Source organism: Pseudomonas shirazica (assembly GCF_015168335.1).
Taxonomy (GTDB): Bacteria; Pseudomonadota; Gammaproteobacteria; order Pseudomonadales; family Pseudomonadaceae; genus Aquipseudomonas; species Aquipseudomonas asiatica.
Map to the genome: position 1 here is coordinate 505586 of NZ_CP063456.1, position 19212 is coordinate 524797.

Below are 19212 nucleotides of genomic sequence, written 5' to 3' on the forward strand. Positions count from 1 at the left end.
ATGGGCCTGTGCTCACCCAAATATCTGTGGGTGACACAAGGCCTCTTCGCAGCACAAGGCTGCTCCTACAAAGAGCAGGGCCGTGACGCTTTTGCAGCAGATTTACTTCACTTCGACTGCCAGGCTCTGGGCAATCTTGCTCTGCCACAGGGCAGGGCCAGTGATGTGTACCGACTCACCGTTGCTGTCCACGGCGACGGTCACCGGCATGTCCTTGACCTCGAACTCGTAGATCGCTTCCATGCCCAGCTCGGCGAAGGCCAGGACCTTCGACTTGCGGATGGCCTGGGCCACCAGGTAGGCAGCACCGCCGACGGCCATCAGGTACACGGCCTTGTTGTCCTTGATCGCTTCGATGGCGGCAGGGCCGCGCTCGGACTTGCCGATCATGCCGAGCAGGCCGGTCTGCTCGAGGATCTGGCGGGTGAACTTGTCCATGCGGGTGGCGGTGGTCGGGCCGGCTGGGCCTACCACTTCGTCACCGACCGGGTCGACCGGGCCAACGTAGTAGATGAAGCGGCCTTTCAGGTCCACCGGCAGCTCTTCGCCACGGTTGAGCATTTCGACCATGCGCTTGTGCGCGGCATCGCGGCCGGTCAGCATCTTGCCGTTGAGCAGGATGGTTTCGCCCGGCTTCCAGCTGGCGACTTCTTCCGGGGTGATGGCGTCGAGGTTGACGCGACGGGCGCTCGGGCCGGCTTCCCAGACGATTTCCGGGTAGGCGTCCAACGACGGCGCTTCCAGCTCGGCCGGGCCGGAGCCATCGAGCACGAAGTGGGCGTGGCGGGTGGCGGCGCAGTTGGGGATCATGCACACCGGCAGCGAAGCGGCGTGGGTCGGGTAGTCCATGATCTTGACGTCGAGCACGGTGGTCAGGCCACCCAGGCCCTGGGCGCCGATGCCCAGCTGGTTGACCTTCTCGAACAGCTCCAGACGGATTTCTTCCAGGCGGTTCTGCGGGCCACGGGCTTTCAGTTCGTGGATGTCGATGGACTCCATCAACACTTCCTTGGCCATGACGGCGGCCTTCTCGGCGGTACCGCCGATGCCGATGCCGAGCATGCCAGGCGGGCACCAGCCAGCGCCCATGGTCGGGACGGTCTTCAGTACCCAGTCGACGATCGAGTCGGACGGGTTGAGCATGGCCATCTTCGACTTGTTCTCCGAGCCGCCGCCCTTGGCTGCGACATCGACCTCGACCTTGTCGCCGGGGACGATGGAGTAGTGGATCACTGCCGGGGTGTTGTCCTTGGTGTTCTTGCGGGCACCGGCCGGGTCGGCCAGGATCGAAGCGCGCAGGACGTTTTCAGGCAGATTGTAGGCGCGACGCACACCTTCGTTGATCATGTCGTCGACGCTCATGGTGGCGCCGTCCCAGCGCACGTCCATGCCCACGCGGATGAACACGGTGACGATACCGGTGTCCTGGCAGATCGGGCGATGGCCAGTGGCGCACATGCGCGAGTTGATCAGGATCTGGGCGATGGAATCGCGCGCAGCAGGCGATTCTTCACGCAGATAGGCCTCGTGCATGGCCTGGATGAAATCGACGGGGTGGTAGTACGAGATGAATTGCAGGGCGTCGGCGACGCTCTGAATCAGGTCGTCTTGCTTGATCACGGTCATGCAGCGCGCTCCTCTTAAAGACGGGAACATTCATTACGGCGCTCGACGGTGCCGACCAGCGTGTCGAAGCGCCTTGCAAGGCGCCGGCAGGTCAGGCCGACGGAAAAAGGCGCGGCAGTATAGCGCGCATCCGTGCCGGGCACACCTGCGGTCGGTCTGGACCATGGTCGGCAGTGGTTGGGCATCCTTTTTGCTGCCGTTGCGTGCTTGGCTTAAAGTGCACTGTGATATGTGGAGAAAGACCGACCATGCCCGTACTTTGCGTGGGCGAGCGCCGCTGGGCGGTGCCGACCGGCAACAACCTGCTCGATGCCTTGAACGAGGCCGGGCTGAACGTACCCTACAGTTGCCGCGCCGGCAGTTGCCATGCCTGCCTGGTGCACTGCCTGGGCGGGCAACCGCTGGATGCCATGCCCGAGGCCCTGGCGCCGGACAAGCATGCCCAGGGCTGGCGGCTGGCCTGTCAGTGTCGGGTAGTCGAAGATCTGCGCGTGGCGCTGTTCGACCCGCAGCAGGATGGCCTGCCGGCGCAGGTCTGTGCCCTGGACTGGTTCGGCGATGTGCTGCGCGTGCGGCTGCGGCCCGAACGGGCAATGCGTTACCAGGCGGGGCAGCATGTGGTGCTGTGGAATGGCGCGGTGGCGCGGCCTTACTCCTTGGCCAGCTTGCCGGGCGAAGATGATTTCCTCGAGTTTCATATCGACTGCCAGCACCCCGGCGCCTTTTGTGACAAGGCCCGTGGCTTGCAGCTGGGTGATGTGCTGCGCCTGGGCGAGCTCAGGGGAGGGGCCTTGCACTACGACCCGGACTGGCAACAGCGGCCGCTGTGGTTGCTGGCGGCGGGGACCGGGCTGGCGCCGTTGTGGGGCATCTTGCGCGAGGCTCTGCGGCAGGGGCACCAAGGGGAAATCAGGGTCATGCATGTGGCGCACGAGGACGCTGGGCATTATCTGGCCGAGCCGTTGCGCAAGATGGCGGATGTGAGTGTCGAGTTGGTACTGGCAGAGCGGCTGGATGAAGCGTTGGCCGGGTTGCGGCCGTCATCGCGGCAGACGGTGGCGCTGGTGTGCGGAGCGCCGGGGAGTGTCGAGCGGTTTGCCCGGCGGCTGTTCATTGCCGGAGTGCCACGGGGGCAGGTGTTTGCCGATGTGTTTGTCGAGCATGCCTGAGGCATTTGTGTAATCTGGGCTGGCCCCATCGCCGGCAAGCCAGCTCCCACAGGATTGCAACAGACCTGGGCCTGCGCAGTAACCTGTGGGAGCTGGCTTGCCGGCGATGGGGCCGCAGTGCGGCCCCGTTTGGAGCAGATCAACCGACCAGCGGATCACCGACATGCAGGATCTTCATGCCATTGGTGCCACCGATGGTGTGGTAGCTGTCACCCTTGGTCAGGATTACCCAGTCACCTTGCTCCACCAGGCCACGCTTGAGCAGTTCGTCGACCGCTGCCTGACTCACCTTGTCGGCCGGCAGCGAGGCCGGATCGAAGGCAATCGGGTACACGCCGCGGAACATGTTGGCACGTGCCTGGGTAGCGCGGTGCGGCGACAGGGCGAAGATCGGCACGTGCGAACGCAGGCGCGACATGATCAGCGGGGTGTAGCCACTCTCGGTCAGCGCAATGATCGCCTTCACGCCCGGGAAGTGGTTGGCGGTGTACATGGCCGCCAGCGCGATGCTCTCGTCGCAGCGCTCGAAGGTAGTGTGCAGGCGGTGGCTGGACTTCTGGCTGGTCGGGTGCTTTTCGGCACCCAGGCAGATACGGGCCATGGCCTGGACAGCTTCGATCGGGTAGGCACCGGCGGCACTCTCGGCCGACAGCATCACCGCGTCGGTGTTGTCCAGCACGGCGTTGGCCACGTCGGACACTTCGGCACGGGTCGGCATCGGGTTCTGGATCATCGACTCCATCATCTGGGTCGCCACGATCACTGCCTTGTTGTTGCGGCGGGCGTGCTGGATGATCTTCTTCTGGATGGCGATCAGCTCGGCGTCGCCGATTTCCACGCCCAGGTCGCCACGGGCGACCATGACGGCGTCGGATGCGAGGATCAGCTTGTCGAGGGTCTCGTCGTCGGCCACCGCTTCGGCGCGTTCGATCTTGGCCACCAGCCAGGCGCTGCCGCCAGCTTCGTCACGCAGCTTGCGGGCGTATTCCATGTCGCTGGCGTCACGCGGGAAGGACACGGCCAGGTAGTCCAGGTCCATTTCCGCGGCCAGCTTGATGTCGGCCTTGTCTTTCTCGGTCAGGGCCGGTGCGGTAAGGCCGCCACCTTTACGGTTGATGCCTTTGTGGTCCGACAGCGGGCCACCGATGATTACCACGCAGTGCAGGGCATCTGCGGTGGCGGTCTCGACGCGCATCACCACGCGGCCATCGTCGAGCAGCAACTCGTCACCAACGCCGCAGTCCTTGACCAGGTCGGGGTAGTCGATACCGACGATGTCCTGGTTGCCTTCGGTCAGCGGGTGGGCGGTGGAGAAGGTGAACTTGTCACCGATCTTCAATTCGATACGCTTGTTGGCGAACTTGGCGATGCGGATCTTCGGACCCTGCAGGTCGCCCAGCAGTGCAACATGGCGGCCGTTCTTGGCGGCGATGTCACGGATCAGGCGCGCGCGGGCCTTGTGCTCGTCCGGAGTGCCGTGGGAGAAGTTCAGGCGTGCCACGTCCAGGCCGGCGAGGATCAGCTGTTCGATCACTTCCGGCGAGTTGCTGGCGGGGCCAAGGGTGGCGACGATTTTGGTACGGCGGATGCTCATGCACAGACTCCTATAGTGAAGCGCAGCGAAAGGCTACTCCTGAATCTCGCTGTAGTCATTGTTCCGTTGCACTACCTGCGACCGAGGCAGGGTGGCATTTGAACGGGCAGGGCATCATTGCAAAAGGGTGTGAAGATTTGCCGGCAAAGGCCGATACACTGGCATCAAAGGAGACCCCCATGCGAGCCCTGATCGTTTTAGCCCTGGCGGCCAGCGCCGTCGGCTGCACCCGCTGGTCCATGGACCACCACCTGAACAATGCCTACCGTGCCTACGACCGTGGCGATTGCGCGCGGGTCATGCTCGAGCTGTCGCAGGTCGACCGCACCAGCCGTGCACGACCGTTCATCCACCCCGAGGTGTCGCTGCTGCGCGGCCAGTGCCTGGAGCGCCAGGCCTTGTACGTGGATGCGGCGCAGACCTACCAGTACCTGATCCAGCAGTACCCGGGCAATGAATACGCGTATCGTGCCCAGGCACGCCTGCAGACCCTGGAGAAACTCGGCCATTTGCGCGGCACCGAAGCCGCCGTGGCGAGCCCGGTGACCGCCGCACCTTGGCGTTAACACCAAGGTGTGATTTATTTCACGGGATTTGCCGCGCGCGCTGCGCTAATCTGTAACTCAGTTGTTACAACAACCGCCAGTTCCACGTATTCCTGGCATCGGATACGGACTGCACTTGCGATCATGTTCAACAAGCGCCACATCGAACGCCATCAGCTGCCTTGTGTTCTCAAGGTGTTCAACCGCATTACCGGCCAGGCCATCGGCCAACTGGGTAACGCCTCAGAAGACGGGCTGATGTTGATAAGCCAGCTACCTGTGCTGGTCGGGCCCGACTATGATCTGCAATTACGCCTGCCGCTGCTTGGTGGCGGGCATCAATTCGTCAACCTTACCGCCAGCTGCCTGTGGTGCCGTGAAGACCAGACGCCCGGGCACTACGATTCCGGTTTCATGCTGCTGCAGGCCCCCCGCGAGTACGATGAATTCGTCCGTTCGTTGCGCGACTATTTCAGTTTCCGCCCCGCCAACGCATCTGCCTGAGCCTGCTGAGCCCCGGGCCCAGCTTCTGGAATCGCGCTAGAATCGGGTCGACCTCGATACAGGACGACCCCGTGACCTCCAGCATTTTCTGGCACGACTACGAAACCACCGGCATCAACCCGCGCTGTGACCGGCCGTTGCAGGTTGCCGGTGTGCGCACCGACTTTGACCTCAACGAAATCGACGAGCCGATCAGCCTTTATTGCCGGCCCTCCGACGATATCCTGCCGCACCCGGCCGCCTGCCTGGTGACTGGCATCACCCCACAACTGCTGGCCGAGCAGGGTTTGTGCGAAGCGGAGTTCATGACCCGGGTGCACGCACAACTGGCGCACCCTGGTACCTGTGGCGCCGGCTACAACACCCTGCGCTTCGACGACGAAGTGACCCGCTACAGCCTGTACCGCAACTTTTTCGACCCTTATGCCCGAGAGTGGCAGGGCGGCAACAGCCGCTGGGACCTGATCGACATCGTGCGCACGGCCTATGCACTGCGCCCGGACGGCATCGAGTGGCCGCAGCAGGACGGGCGCACCAGCCTGCGCCTGGAGCTGCTGAGCAAGGCCAATGGCATCGACCATGGGCATGCCCACGAAGCGCTTTCCGACGTGCGGGCAACCATCGCCCTGGCCCGCCTGATCCGGCAAAAACAGCCCAAGTTGTATGACTGGCTGTTTCAGTTGCGCAGCAAGCATAAAGTGATGGAGCAGATCCGTTTGTTGCAGCCACTGGTGCATATATCCGGGCGCTTCTCGGCGGCACGCAATTACCTTGGTGTCGTATTGCCGCTGGCCTGGCACCCGCGTAATCGCAATGCACTGATTGTGTGCGACCTGCATCAGGAAACCCTACCGTTACTACGGGAAAGTGCTGAAGTTCTACGCCGGCGTTTGTATACCCGCCATGAAGAACTGGCCGAAGGCGAATTACCCGTGCCGCTCAAATTGGTGCAGGTCAATCGCTGCCCGGTAGTGGCGCCACTTTCGGTATTACGCCCGGCCGATCAACAGCGGTTGGGTCTGGACTTGACGTTGTTACAATTGCGCGGCGAAGAATTGGCCGAGCAACAGGCGCAATGGCAAGACAAGCTGGAACACATCTACGGCAAGGAAGACTTCGCCCCGAGTGAAGACCCGGAACAACAGTTGTATGACGGTTTTCTGGGGGACCGTGACCGCCGCTTATGCGAGCAAGTTCGTGCACTGGAACCGGCGCAGTTGAGCCATGGGCAGTGGATGTTCGATGACCTGCGCTTGCCTGAATTGTTGTTCCGCTATAGGGCACGCAACTTCCCCGAGACCCTGACCGGCGAAGAGCGGCAACGCTGGTTCAGCTTCTGCCAGCAGCGCCTGAGCGACCCGCAGTGGGGCGCGCCGAATACGCTGGGCGACTTCGAACAGGCGCGGCAGCAGGCCTGGGAGGGCGCTGACGATGCGGGGCGGCGGGTGCTGGATGCCTGGCAGGTACATGCCCGGCAATTGCAGGCACAGTATGCAGTTGGCTGAGCGCTGACACAAAACGCGGACAAACAAAAACGCCGGCAATATGCCGGCGTTCTTGTTGCGATAAGCAGCAGGCGTGTGCGGACAATCAGTCCAGCAGGGTCGCCCAGCTTTCAACCACATCGCCACCCCACTTGGCTTTCCATTCTTTCAGGGTCTTGTGGTTGCCGCCTTTGGTTTCGATCACTTCATTGTTGTGCGGGTTCTTGTATTGCTTGACCTTGCGCGCACGCTTGGTGGCGGTAGTCTTGACTGCACCACGAGGGGCCTTGCTCAGTTTCGACTCTGGGTCGAGCAGGGCAATCACGTCGCGCAGCGACTTGGAGTACTCGCCCATCAGTGCGCGCAATTTGCCTTCGAACTCCAGTTCTTTCTTCAGCTTGTCATCCTGCGACAGGTTGGCCAGGCGGGCCTGAAGTTCCTTGATGGCTTCTTCGGTAGCGCGGTACTCGTTGATCAGGGACATGGAGTGTTCCTTAATGCGTGTTCAGAAATGTGTGGGGCAATAATAGACAGGCAATACTCGCAAGTAAACATATTGTTGGGCAATTAACTGTTAACTAAGCTGTGACAACCATTTCTCTACGTGAACAAAAATTTACAATTAACCCTGCATTTCGTCATGTCTGTCAGAGAATGCCGGTAGTGCATCTCGTCAGGAACACAGGCCACGGCCGCTGCGATCAATACTGCGTTTTTCCTGGCGGGCCGCTAGAATGAGCGCCTTTGCGAAGTTCTGGAGTCTCATTCATGCGCACCTATCGTCTGGTGATCGCCTGCCCCGATCGTGTTGGCATCGTGGCGAAAGTCAGTAATTTCCTGGCCTTGTACAATGGCTGGATCAACGAAGCCAGCCACCACTCCGATGAGCAGAGCGGTTGGTTCTTCATGCGCCATGAAATCCGCGCCGAATCGCTGCCGTTCGGTATCGAAGCCTTCCGCGAGGCGTTTGCGCCGATCGCCGAAGAGTTCTCCATGACCTGGCGCATTACCGACTCGGCGCAGAAAAAGCGCGTGGTACTGATGGCCAGCCGCGAGTCGCACTGCCTGGCGGACCTGCTGCACCGCTGGCACACCGATGAACTGGACTGCGAGATCCCTTGCGTGATCTCCAACCACAACGACCTGCGCAGCATGGTCGAGTGGCACGGTATTCCGTTCTTCCATGTACCGGTCGACCCCAAGGACAAGGCATCGGCCTTTGCCGAAGTTTCGCGCCTGGTGCAGGAGCACGCCGCCGACGTGGTGGTGCTGGCCCGCTACATGCAGATCCTGCCGCCGCAACTGTGCCAGGACTATGCTGAAAAGGTGATCAATATCCACCACAGCTTCCTGCCGTCGTTCGTCGGCGCCAAGCCGTATCACCAGGCGGCCCTGCGTGGTGTGAAACTGATCGGCGCGACCTGCCACTACGTTACCGAAGAGCTGGACGCCGGCCCGATCATCGAGCAGGACGTGGTGCGTGTCAGCCATGCCGACAGCATCGATGACATGGTCCGCTTTGGCCGTGATGTGGAGAAGATGGTGTTGGCCCGTGGCCTGCGTTATCACCTGGAAGACCGGGTGCTGGTGCATGGCAACAAGACTGTAGTTTTTGATTGACGGCCTTGGGGCTGCTTTGCAGCCCATCGCCGGCAGGCCAGCTCCCACAGGTTTGCACATGGCTTGAGGTCGATGCGGTCGGTGTGGGAGCTGGCTTGCCGGCGAAAGGGGCGCAAAGCGCCCCCGGCAATCTTGAGGGATACGTAATGGCGAAGACTCGCAACAACCCCACCGCCTCACCCCCACCCACCCTCGGTGAAGGCTGCCTGGCCCGCTACGACCCCGAAGCCCTGGCCGACACCGATGGCACCGATTTCCCCGGCGCTGCGGAACTTTGGCAGCAGCTCAACCCGCCTGACGCCGCCAACGCGCCAGCAGCGGGCGCGCCAGCAGGCACACAAACACCGGCCCACCCGCCAGCAGATAAAAGTAGTAAGTGACCGCCCGCCATATCAGGATCGCCGCAGCCGCGGTCGAACTGCCCACCAGTGGCGTCAGCAAGCTGGCCGAAGTCAGCTCGGCGGCACCGGCACCGCCAGGCAGCAGGCTGAACTGGCCGGCACTGAGCGAGAGCATCTGCACCAAAAAGCTGGGGATCCACGCCAGGTCTACCCCCAACCCCCTCAATACCAGGTACAACACGCTGTAGCGCAGGCCCCAGTGGGCGCAGGTCAGGGTGAACACCAAGGTCAGCGTACGCTTGGGCAGGCGCCAAGTCTGCGCCAGTGCATCGATGAAGCGTAGCAGTTTGCGTGCCCAGCGCCGCTTGCGCTGGCGGCTCATGCCCAGGCGGCGCAGCAACCTGCCGTTCACGCGCATCACCGTGCGCCGGTAGCGCAGCAGGCCGATCACTCCGGCCAGTGCCGTGCACAGCAGCAACGCGCTGCCCAGCAACATGCTCTCCTGGCTGCGGCCCAGGCTGTGGAACAGTGCATAACCGGCAATAGCCAGCATCGCGCAGAAAAAGAACACCAGGTCGTTCAGCTGATCCATGGCAAACACCGCGCCGCTGCGCGCCGGGCCTATCCGGTCACGTGCCAGCAGGGCCATCAGGGTCAAGGGGCCGCCGCTGCCGCCGGGGGTGGTACAGATGGCGAACTCGGTAGCCATCACCACACCCAGGCTGCGCAGGCGCCCAAGCCTTGCTCCTTGCTGGCCGAGCAACAGGCGCAAGCGGATGGCGTTGATGACCCAGCAAAGCAGGATCATGCCCAGCAGGGTCAGCATGAGGCTGGGGGCGAAGCGCTGCAGCCTCGGTAGCAGCTCGCTGCCACCGAGCAGTGCCGGTACCAGCATGGCACCCAGCAGTGCCAGGGCCAGCCAGGCCAGGCGGTTCATACGCTGGCCTGGCGGTCGAGCCAGGTGGATTTGGTCAGCGGCTCTCGGCCCTGTGCCAGTAGCGTGTGCAAGGTGTTCAGCCAATAGTCGCGGGACGCGCGATGGCGCATGTCCACCGGGTGCAGGCCCAGGCGCAGGGTCTGGGCGTCGCGCCAGCGCCGGCATTGCCAGTCGCACAGCACCCGTGACAGGCCACGGCGCCAGGCGCTGCGTGCACTCCAGACAAGCCCTGGGGCCTTGATCGCGGTGAAGTCCGGTAAACGATACAGGTGCTGTGGCGTGCTGGTGTAGCGCAGCGGCAGACGGCGCAGTGCCTGGCGGGTGCCTTCGCTCATCAGCCAGGCAGGCGCGACGAAGCCTGCCACTGGCCAGCCCTGCTGGGCGAACAGTGCCAGGCCGTGCTCCAGTCGTTGCAGGGCCTGCTGCTGGTCAAGGGCGTAGAATTCCCCTTCGTGGGTATAGATGCGGCGCATGAAGTATTCGCCGGGTGTGCGCGGTGGTGGCCCGCTGTCGGCATGGTAGAAGCCGTGCAGGGCAAGCTCGTCGCCCTGGGCCAGGCGCCGTTCGAGCAAGCGGCAGAAGGTAGGCGAGCGTTGCAGCGGGTTGCGGTGGTGAAAGTCCGGCACCACCAGCCAGGTCATGGGGATGCCGCCGATGGCGTCGACGGCCTGGACGAAGGGCTGGTAGTCGGGCCAGGTTTCGGGCGCGACATCGTGCAGCACCAGCATCAGGCTGCGCGATGCCGGTAGCGGCTCAGCCATGGGCACGTACCTGTGGCTGGTGGCCGAGCACAGCCTGGTAGTGTTGCAGCAGGCCGGCGACGACGTTGTCCCACGAATAGTGCTGCTCGGCATGGCGACGGGCCTGTACCCCAAGCGTGCGCACACCGGCTTCGAACGCCTCTTGCACGGCCGTCGCCATGGCCTGGCTATCGTTGGGGCGGCACAAGCGCCCGCATTGTTCGTTGACGATTTCGCCGAAAGCACCTGCGCGCACGGCCACTACCGGCGTGGCGCTGGCCATCGCTTCGAGAATGACCAGGCCGAAGGTTTCCTGGTCACCGGCATGCACCAGCAGGTCGGCGCTGGCCATCAGCCGGGCGACTTCCGGTGCCGGGCAGAAGTGATCGATCACACTGACGTTCCGCGGTACGTTGGCCGGCATGTTCGAACCCACCAACAGCAAGTGGTAGGGGTGGCCCAGGTGCTGCATGCAGTCGAGCAGCACCGGCAGGTTCTTTTCTCGCGAGCCACGGCCGGCGTAGATCAGCAGGCGACTGGTTTCGGCAATACCCAGTTCGGCACGCAGCTGCGGGTCGCGCTGGTTGGGGTGGAAGGTGGCCAGGTCGACGCCCAGGCGCTGCACGTGCACATCGCGCACGCCCAGGCGGCGCAACTTGTCTGCCATGACCTGGCTGGGGGCCAGGACCCGGTCGAAATTGCCGTACAGCTTGCTGACATAGGCCTCGACATTGGGGGTGAACCAGTTGCCCATGCGGTTGCTGACCAGCAGCGGCAGGTCGGAATGGTAGAAGCCGATTACCGGCACATCGAGCTTGCGCCGCGCTTCCAGCGCAGCCCAGGCGGTCAGGTAGGGGTCGCCGACTTCGATCAGGTCGGGCTTGAGCCTGCGCAGCACATTGCACCAAGGGGCCAGGCGTACCGGGAAGCGGTAGCCATTGCCGAACGGCAGTGGCGGTGCGGGCACCTGGTATATGCCATCGGCGTGCTGGGCGCTGGCACCGGGTATCAGCAAGCTGTGGCGGACGCCCTGGATGGCGTCGAGGCGGTGGTGTTTGGCATCAAGATAGGTACGTACGCCACCACTGGCGGGGGCGTAGAACATGGTGATGTCGGCGATGTGCACGATCAGCATCCCTCCGGGATCGTCTTCGGGTCTGTCATCCGGCGTTAACGGGCCGGCGATGACGCGCCTAAAGGTTGACCTATCAGAAGGATAGTTTGTTCGATCGGGGTTGGGTGGGGTTGGGAAGAGGGTAGGCTGCACAAGCGTTGTAGGAGCAGCCTTGTGCTGCGAAGGGGCCAGAGAAGGCATGCCTGTACTGGCCTCTTCGCAGCACAAGGCTGCTCCTACAAAGAGAGGAGTAGCACTTGTCAGATGCGGAAGCTGCCCACCAGGTGCTTCAGGCGGCCGGCCTGCTGCTCCAGGTCGGAGCAGGCGCGCAGGGTGGCCTGCAGGTTTTCCACGCCCTCCTGGTTGAGCATGTTGATTTCGTTGATGTCCATGTTGATCGCTTCGACCACGGCGGTCTGCTCTTCGGTGGCGGTGGCTACCGACTGGTTCATGCCGTCGATCTCGCCGATGCGCACGGTAACGCTGTCCAGCCGTTCACCGGCCTGGTTGGCGATCTGCATGCTGTCCTGGCTGTGGCGCTGGCTCTGGTCCATGGTCTCGACCGATTCGCGCGCGCCGACCTGCAGTTCTTCGATCATGGTCTGCACCTGTTGCGCCGACTCCTGGGTGCGGTGCGCCAGGTTGCGTACTTCATCGGCGACTACGGCAAAACCACGCCCGGCTTCACCGGCACGGGCCGCTTCGATGGCCGCGTTCAGCGCCAGCAGGTTGGTCTGCTGGGAAATGCTGGTGATCACCTCAAGGATCTGACCGATGTTGACGGTCTTGCTGTTCAGCGTCTCGATGTGCGCGCTGGAAGTGACGATCAGGTCGGACAGGCGGTTCATTGCCGCAATGTTGCGTTCCACCACCTGCTGCCCTTCTTCGGCCAGCAACCGCGCCGAACTGGCGTGCTGCGAGGCCTGGGCGGCGTTGCCGGCAATTTCCTGGGCGGCGGCGCCCAGTTCGTTGATGGCGGCGGCCACGCTGTTGGTACGGTTGGACTGTTCGTCGGAGTTGGTCATCGACGAGTTCGAGGCACTGATGACCCGCAGGGCAACTTCGTTGACCTGCTCGGTGGCCGAGGACACTTCGCGGATCGAACTGTGTATACGTTCGACAAAACGGTTGAAGGCGCTGCCCAGGATGCCGAACTCGTCATGGTTGTGGATGCGCAGGCGCTTGGTCAGGTCGCCTTCACCCTCGGCAATATCTTCCATGGCACGGGTCATGGTGTGCAGCGGCTGCATCAGCACGCGGATCAGCAGCCCGAGCAGGCCGATGATGATCACCACCGCCACCAGCGTGGCGATCACCGCTGACGTGCGGAAGGTGCTCAGCATCGAGAAGGCCTTGTCCTTGTCCACCGACAGGCCGATGTACCAGTTGGCCGACGGCAGGCCGGTGATCGGGGTGAAGGTCAGCAGGCGGGTCTGGCCGTCGCTCTGCACTTCGGTCAGCTCACCGCTCAGTTTCGGCGTGTGCTGCGGGAACAGGTCCGACAGCGACTTCATCACCAGGTCTTTGTCCGGGTGCACCAAGATCTTGCCTTGATCGTTGACCAGGAAGGCATAGCCCATGCCGCCGAAGTTCAGCGAGTTGATGATCTGCACCAGGCCGTCCAGGGCCAGGTCGCCACCGACGACACCGACACTGCCGGACACTTTGTTGATGATGCCGATTACCATCCTGTTGGTGGCCATGTCGATGTATGGCTCGGTCAGGATCGGGCCTGCGGCGTTCATGCCGTCCTTGTACCAGGGACGGATACGTGGGTCGTAGCCGTCAGGCATCTTCGTGTCAGGACGCACGCTGAAGCCACCGTCGACCTTGCCCACGTAAACCGTGAGAAAGCTCGAGATCAGCGCATTCTGGCCCATCAGGGTTTCGGCGTTGGTCGGGTCCTGGGCTATGTTCTGTGCCAGGTTTTCCACCAGCTTGATACGGCCTTCGAACAGGTTGCGGATATTGGTCGAAGTGGAAGCGCCCATTTCAGCCAGATAGTTCTCGAGGTCCTCGCGGATCGCATTACGCTGGAGGTAATCGTTGTAGAGCGTGAAAAGGCTGAAGGCGAGTATCACGATCAGTGATGCTGCCAAAAGAATCTTGTGGCTGAAACGAAGGCTTTTGTTCATGGCGTAATCGGTTCCGCTAAGGTTTCATATCAGGCGTTTGCACGCGTGGAGTCGCAAAGCAGTGCAATATCCCGAAAAGTCCCTTTTCGGTTGTTCCTCTCTATTAAGGCGAATATCACCCACAGGTATCGGCCGAATTACGGTAAAGCTTGAGCAGAGGATTTAAGAGATGTCGGAAATTTCGACCATCGTTGTAGGTGCTGGCCCGGATGGCCAGCCGGTTGGGCAAGCTATGAGGTTGGCCAACCGCCATGGCCTGGTAGCGGGCGCTACGGGTACTGGCAAGACCGTCACCTTGCAGCATCTGGCGGAAGCGTTCAGTGACGCGGGGGTTGCGGTGTTCGCCGCCGATGTCAAAGGCGACCTGTGCGGCCTGGGCGCTGCTGGTGCGCCGCAAGGCAAGGTGGCCGAGCGCATCGCCGGCATGCCCTGGCTGGGGCACAGGCCCCAGGCTTACCCGGTGAGCCTGTGGGACATTGCCGGGCAGTCCGGCCACCCGCTGCGTACCACCCTCAGTGAAATGGGGCCGCTGCTGCTGGGCAACCTGTTGGAACTGACCGACAGCCAACAGGCGGCGCTGTATGCGGCGTTCAAGGTAGCCGACCGTGAAGGCCTGCTGCTGCTGGACCTCAAGGACCTCAAGGCGCTGCTCGCGCACCTGAAGGACAACCCGCAACTGCTGGGCGAAGACAGCGCGCTGATGACAACGGCCTCCACTCAGGCGCTTTTGCGCCGGTTGGCGACCCTGGAGCAGCAGGGCGCCGAGGCGTTGTTCGGTGAACCGGGGTTGCAGCTCGAGGACCTCCTGCGGCCAGACCCGGATGGCCGTGGGCGTATCCACCTGCTGGACGCCAGCCGGTTGGTTCACGATGCACCGAAGGTGTACGCGACCTTCCTGTTGTGGCTGCTGGCCGAGTTGTTCGAGCAACTGCCCGAGCGCGGTGATGCCGATAAGCCGGTGCTGGCGTTGTTCTTCGATGAAGCGCACTTGTTGTTCAACGATACACCCAAGGCATTGCAGGATCGCCTGGAGCAGGTGGTGCGGCTGATTCGTTCCAAGGGCGTGGGTGTGTACTTCGTCACCCAGTCGCCGGGGGACTTGCCAGATGCGGTGCTGGCCCAGTTGGGCTTGCGCATTCAGCATGGCTTGCGGGCGTTTACCGCCAAGGAGCAGAAGTCGCTGCGGGCGGTGGCTGATGGCTTCCGCCCCAACCCGGTGTTCGACACCCTGGCGGTGCTGACCGATCTGGGTATTGGCGAGGCGCTGGTGGGGACACTGGAAGAGAAGGGCACGCCAGCGATGGTGCAACGTGTGCTGATTGCACCGCCGCAGTCGCGTATCGGGCCGTTGAGCGCGGCTGAGCGCAGTGCGCTGATTGCCAATTCGCCGCTGGCGGGGCGTTACGACAAGCCGGTGGACCGTGAATCGGCCTATGAGATGCTGACCCAGCGCAAGGGCGAGCCGGTGGAGCCCGTGCCGCAACCCAAGGCGGATGAAGAGAGCTTTGCCGACAAGGCTGGTGAGTTCTTGCAGAGTGCGGCAGGGCAGGCAATCAAGTCGGCGGTGCGCCAGGCGGCCAACCAGTTGGGGCGGCAGTTGGTGCGAGGGTTGATGGGGTCGTTGCTGGGGGGCAAGAAAAGGTAGGTTGCCTGTACCGGCCCCATCCACAGGCCTGCGCTGTACCTGTAGGAGCGGCCTTGTGTCGCGAAAGGGCTGCGAAGCAGCCCCGGGATTTCAGCGCAGATGCGCAAATTGCCGGGGCTGCTCTGCAGCCCTTTCGCGACACAAGGCCGCTCCTACAAGAGGCGTGTGTGTTTGCGGATACGAAAAAGGCGCCCGAGGGCGCCTTCTTCTTATTGCGGTATCACTCAGCCAATGGCTTTGGACGCCAGCCAGAACAGGCCGGCCGCCAGGCCCATCGACGCAGGCAGGGTCAGTACCCAGGCCAGCAGGATGGTCTTCACGGTGCCGCCTTGCAGGCCGCTCTTGTTGGCGACCATGGTGCCGGCCACACCGGACGACAGCACGTGGGTGGTCGATACCGGCAGGGCGAAGATGTTGGCCATGCCGATGGCACAGGCCGCGGTGATCTGTGCCGACATGCCCTGGGCATAGGTCATGCCCTGCTTGCCGATCTTCTCGCCAACGGTCAGTACCACGCGCTTCCAGCCGACCATGGTACCCAGGCCCAGGGCCAGGGCGACGGCCACGATCACCCAGAACGGGGCGTACTCGGTAGTGGCGGTCAGGTCTTTGCGCAGTTTTTCCAGATCGGCCTTTTCACGGGCTTCCAGACCTGGCAGCTTGCCGACCTTCTTCGCCGTGTCGTCCAGGCACAGCAGGTAGCGGCGCACTTCGACACGCTTGTCGGCACTCAGGCTGTGGTAGTCGGTCACGCCCTGCAGCGAGGACTGCAGCGCGGCAATGGTCGGCTCGGTCTGCTGCGGGTTGCAGCTGAACTGCTCCGGCAGGTCGCTGGACTTGGCCTTGCCCAGTGCCAGGAACTCGCCCAGGGTGGCGGCGTTGCGCTGGTAGAACTGGCTCATGTGCAAGGTGGCGTCGCGGGTACGCTCGATCTGGTAGGTGGTGCTGTTCAGGTCGAGGACGAATTTGGCCGGGACGATACCGATCAGCACCAGCATGATCAGGCCGATGCCTTTCTGGCCGTCGTTGGAGCCGTGCACGAAGCTCACACCCATGGCCGAAACCACCAGTACCAGGCGGTTCCAGAACGGTGGGTGCTTCTTGTCGTCGAGCTTGCGGCGCTGCTCGGGGGTCTTGTGCATCTTCGACAGCGGGCGCCACCACTTCAGGCCGATCAGCACCATAGCGGCAACGGCGAAGCCGGCCATCGGCGAGACCACCAGCGACATGGCGATGTCGATAGCCTTCTGCCAGTTGACACCGTCGCCCAGCGGGATGTCGTTGATCAGGGCGTTGGCCAGGCCGACGCCGAGGATGGAGCCGATCAGCGTGTGCGAGCTGGAGGCGGGGATACCGAAGTACCAGGTGCCCAGGTTCCAGGTGATGGCCGCAGCCAGCAGCGAGAAGACCATGGCCAGGCCGTGTCCGGTGTTCACATTGATCAGCAGCTCTACTGGCAGCAGGTGCACGATGGCATAGGCCACCCCGACACCGCCGAGCAGAACGCCAAGGAAGTTGAACACGCCGGAGAAGAACACGGCGAGGTGCGGCGGCATGGCTTTGGTATAGATGACGGTAGCTACCGCGTTGGCGGTGTCATGAAAGCCATTGATGAACTCGAAGGCGAGCACGAAGGTCAAGGCGAGCAGCAGGCTCACCAACACCCAGGCATCCAGTCCGCTGAATAATTCGATCATGAAGGTTGTCTGGCGGTCTTAGGGGGGCGGGATTATGCCAGAAAACGTTGGCAATCGATGCATTTGCGACAGACCGACGGCAATCTTCCTGACGCGAGCGTGATGTGCACGGTGCGACGTGCCGGCAGGGAAATATCCGCTAAAGCGCGTAAAAGCTGGCGAAAACCGGCAAAAAGCTGGAAAAAAAGCCGCTTCGCTTCTTTTCAAACGGGCGTATGAAATTTGTGTAATTCCATTTCACCTTCGGCCGGACAGTAAAGATCGACCGCGCCCGGGCTGGCCGGGCGACGACGCGCTGGCGTGGTCCCGGGTCAGGGAGTGTCGCTGCGCAGTTCCTTTTGCATACGTTCCAGTTCCTGGCTGAAGGCCTGGTCGCGCACGCTGGCGCGCTTGCGCCAAGGTTTGCGTTCCGGATCCGGTTGTGCGGCGTAAGTGGTGACTTCGCCACCATAAACATCCTTGTAACGTTCAGCCTGGCGCTCGAGTTCCGCGCGCAGTTCATCTTTCGTCACAGTAGTACCTGAATTAAGTTTGATGACAGTTGTTAAGCGTTGTGCAGCGTGCACATGCCTTGCTGGCCGCAACGGCTTGATACAGCGGAGGGTTCCATTACCACGGCATCGTCGAGGCCTGCGCAATCGATTATAGCAATCGATATTCGCCGAACATCGTAATTTACCCAACCCTGACATCACAAGACGCAAGTAATGGAATGCATTCGATGACAGTTTGGGCCTTTCGTACAAGTTTGAAAGGCAATACGGACAAAAGTTCGTTGCAGTGCAGCAGCGGGACAGTCGACCGGGAGGGTAATGAAAAACGGCCTCGCCAAAAGGCGAGGCCGTTGCCTGGGGACTTCTACGGTGGGTACCTGACCAGTCTCTCCAAAGAAGCCACAAGTGGCATGAGAAAGGTATAAGTAAAAGTGTCAGCGGTCAATTGCGATTATCGGCCGTTTGTTCGATAATCGCACGAGTGGGCGTTTTTTTTTGAGGTGTGCGATGAGTGACGAAACCTTGGCCAGCGATTCCGTCAATCCAGAGTCGGTCAACCTGGAGCAGGGGCGACCTGCCTCGGCAGCCCTGGCACCACCGATCGTGGCGTCACCGGCCAAGCGCATCCAGGCCTTTACCGGCGACCCGGACTTCATGACCTCCCTGGCGCGAGGCCTGGCAGTCATCCAGGCCTTCCAGGAACGCAAGCGCCACCTGACCATCGCCCAGATCAGCCACCGCACCGAAATCCCCCGTGCTGCGGTACGCCGTTGCCTGCACACGTTGATCAAGCTGGGTTACGCCACCACCGACGGGCGCACCTATTCGCTGTTGCCCAAAGTGCTGACGCTGGGGCATGCGTACCTGTCGTCGACGCCGCTGGCGATTTCCGCCCAGCCTTACCTGGACCGCATCAGCGACCAGCTGCACGAGGCGGCCAACATGGCCACGCTGGAAGGTGACGACATCCTTTATATAGCCCGTTCGGCGACCGTGGAGCGGTTGATTTCGGTCGACCTGTCGGTGGGCGGGCGCCTGCCGGCCTATTGCACATCGATGGGGCGTATTCTGTTGGCGGCCATGGACGACACCAGCCTGCGTGAATACCTGGAGCGTGCCGACCTGAAGGCGCGTACCAGCCGTACCTTGCACGACCCCGAGTCGCTGTTCGCCTGTATCCAGCAGGTGCGTGCCCAGGGCTGGTGCGTGGTAGACCAGGAGCTGGAGCAGGGGCTGCGCTCGATTGCGGTGCCGGTGTATGACGCCTCGGGGCAGGTGCTGGCGGCTTTGAATGTGAGTACCCATGTCGGGCGGGTGACGCGCAGTGAGCTGGAGCAGCGGTTCTTGCCGATCCTGCTGGCGGCCAGCCGGGACCTATGTCATCAGTTGTTTGGTTGAGCCCCGAAGGGGCGCACAGCGCGCCACTTTCAAATTTAGAACAGGCAAAACCCTTTCCTGTGCGATAAACGCACAGTGTCGTTCGCGGTGAATTGCGCCGCCTCCGCTCGCTGATTAATGTCTCTCGCAACGGTCGGCTGTGCCGACCGAACAAGAAAAACATAAGAGG

At 62.4% G+C, this 19212-nt stretch carries 16 protein-coding genes and 1 pseudogene; 7 read left to right on the forward strand and 10 right to left on the reverse strand.

The window, feature by feature from the left end:
- Nucleotides 1–102: 102 nt before the first annotated feature.
- Nucleotides 103–1626 (reverse strand): fumarate hydratase, encoded by a 1524-nt coding sequence (locus IMX18_RS02340; protein WP_013974059.1) that lies wholly within the window; start codon nucleotides 1624–1626, stop codon nucleotides 103–105.
- A gap of 248 nt (nucleotides 1627–1874) precedes the next feature.
- Between IMX18_RS02340 and IMX18_RS02345 the strand changes: the two genes are divergently transcribed.
- Nucleotides 1875–2795 (forward strand): iron-sulfur-binding ferredoxin reductase, encoded by a 921-nt coding sequence (locus tag IMX18_RS02345; protein WP_061303721.1) that lies wholly within the window; start codon nucleotides 1875–1877, stop codon nucleotides 2793–2795.
- Between the two features lie 139 nt (nucleotides 2796–2934).
- Here the strand turns inward: IMX18_RS02345 and pyk are convergent, their stop codons facing one another.
- Nucleotides 2935–4389, reverse strand: coding sequence for a pyruvate kinase (pyk, locus tag IMX18_RS02350; RefSeq protein ID WP_013974057.1), 1455 nt, complete (start codon nucleotides 4387–4389; stop codon nucleotides 2935–2937).
- Between the two features lie 179 nt (nucleotides 4390–4568).
- Between pyk and IMX18_RS02355 the strand changes: the two genes are divergently transcribed.
- The 3 genes from IMX18_RS02355 to sbcB all read left to right on the forward strand — a co-directional run bounded on the left by IMX18_RS02355 (nucleotide 4569) and on the right by sbcB (nucleotide 6943).
- Nucleotides 4569–4955 (forward strand): tol-pal system YbgF family protein, encoded by a 387-nt coding sequence (locus IMX18_RS02355; protein WP_217190088.1) that lies wholly within the window; start codon nucleotides 4569–4571, stop codon nucleotides 4953–4955.
- 123 nt (nucleotides 4956–5078) lie between these two features.
- On the forward strand, nucleotides 5079–5438 hold the full coding sequence (locus IMX18_RS02360; RefSeq protein ID WP_003259592.1) for a PilZ domain-containing protein: 360 nt from the start codon (nucleotides 5079–5081) through the stop codon (nucleotides 5436–5438).
- Nucleotides 5439–5509: 71 nt separating this feature from the next.
- A complete protein-coding gene (gene sbcB, locus IMX18_RS02365) occupies nucleotides 5510–6943 on the forward strand; it encodes an exodeoxyribonuclease I (RefSeq protein WP_015271663.1) in 1434 nt (477 codons plus the stop codon).
- Between the two features lie 85 nt (nucleotides 6944–7028).
- Here the strand turns inward: sbcB and mvaT are convergent, their stop codons facing one another.
- Nucleotides 7029–7406 carry a histone-like nucleoid-structuring protein MvaT gene (gene mvaT / locus IMX18_RS02370; protein ID WP_015271662.1) on the reverse strand — a complete coding sequence of 126 codons (378 nt, stop codon included), beginning with the start codon at nucleotides 7404–7406 and terminating at the stop codon, nucleotides 7029–7031.
- A gap of 284 nt (nucleotides 7407–7690) precedes the next feature.
- Here mvaT and purU point away from each other — a divergent pair, with 284 nt between their 5' ends.
- Entirely contained in the window at nucleotides 7691–8542 is an 852-nt protein-coding gene (purU, locus tag IMX18_RS02375) for a formyltetrahydrofolate deformylase (RefSeq protein WP_015271661.1), read from the forward strand.
- A 285-nt stretch (nucleotides 8543–8827) separates the two neighbouring features.
- Here purU and gpgF read toward each other — a convergent pair whose 3' ends face one another.
- From gpgF to IMX18_RS28325, 5 genes and pseudogenes are all read right to left on the reverse strand, one after another.
- A complete protein-coding gene (gene gpgF, locus IMX18_RS02380) occupies nucleotides 8828–9820 on the reverse strand; it encodes a glucosaminyl phosphatidylglycerol flippase (protein WP_015271660.1) in 993 nt (330 codons plus the stop codon).
- Nucleotides 9817–10581, reverse strand: coding sequence for an N-acetylglucosaminyl phosphatidylglycerol deacetylase (gene gpgD / locus IMX18_RS02385; protein WP_015271659.1), 765 nt, complete (start codon nucleotides 10579–10581; stop codon nucleotides 9817–9819). The genes gpgF and gpgD overlap by 4 nt, the downstream gene beginning before the upstream one ends.
- Complete coding sequence (gene gpgS / locus IMX18_RS02390; protein ID WP_015271658.1) at nucleotides 10574–11695, reverse strand: N-acetylglucosaminyl phosphatidylglycerol synthase; 1122 nt, start codon at nucleotides 11693–11695, stop codon at nucleotides 10574–10576. Before gpgS ends, gpgD begins: the two co-directional genes overlap by 8 nt.
- Before the next feature lie 239 nt (nucleotides 11696–11934).
- Complete coding sequence (locus tag IMX18_RS28320) at nucleotides 11935–12699, reverse strand: methyl-accepting chemotaxis protein (protein ID WP_370464237.1); 765 nt, start codon at nucleotides 12697–12699, stop codon at nucleotides 11935–11937.
- 141 nt (nucleotides 12700–12840) lie between these two features.
- Nucleotides 12841–13809, reverse strand: a pseudogene (locus tag IMX18_RS28325) (PDC sensor domain-containing protein); the annotation flags it as partial.
- Between the two features lie 169 nt (nucleotides 13810–13978).
- Between IMX18_RS28325 and IMX18_RS02400 the strand changes: the two are divergent.
- Nucleotides 13979–15454: a helicase HerA-like domain-containing protein gene (locus IMX18_RS02400; protein WP_015271656.1), complete on the forward strand. Its 1476-nt coding sequence runs from the start codon at nucleotides 13979–13981 to the stop codon at nucleotides 15452–15454.
- Nucleotides 15455–15678: 224 nt separating this feature from the next.
- Here the strand turns inward: IMX18_RS02400 and IMX18_RS02405 are convergent, their stop codons facing one another.
- Together IMX18_RS02405 and IMX18_RS02410 are read right to left on the reverse strand one after the other, a co-directional pair.
- The gene (locus IMX18_RS02405; protein WP_013974049.1) at nucleotides 15679–17151 is read right to left on the reverse strand and encodes an inorganic phosphate transporter; all 1473 of its coding nucleotides are present in this window, start codon (nucleotides 17149–17151) and stop codon (nucleotides 15679–15681) included.
- Nucleotides 17152–17462: 311 nt separating this feature from the next.
- Nucleotides 17463–17663: a hypothetical protein gene (locus IMX18_RS02410; RefSeq protein ID WP_217190087.1), complete on the reverse strand. Its 201-nt coding sequence runs from the start codon at nucleotides 17661–17663 to the stop codon at nucleotides 17463–17465.
- A 489-nt stretch (nucleotides 17664–18152) separates the two neighbouring features.
- Here IMX18_RS02410 and pcaR point away from each other — a divergent pair, with 489 nt between their 5' ends.
- The gene (gene pcaR, locus IMX18_RS02415; RefSeq protein ID WP_013974048.1) at nucleotides 18153–19043 is read left to right on the forward strand and encodes a pca regulon transcriptional regulator PcaR; all 891 of its coding nucleotides are present in this window, start codon (nucleotides 18153–18155) and stop codon (nucleotides 19041–19043) included.
- Nucleotides 19044–19212 lie beyond the last annotated feature (169 nt).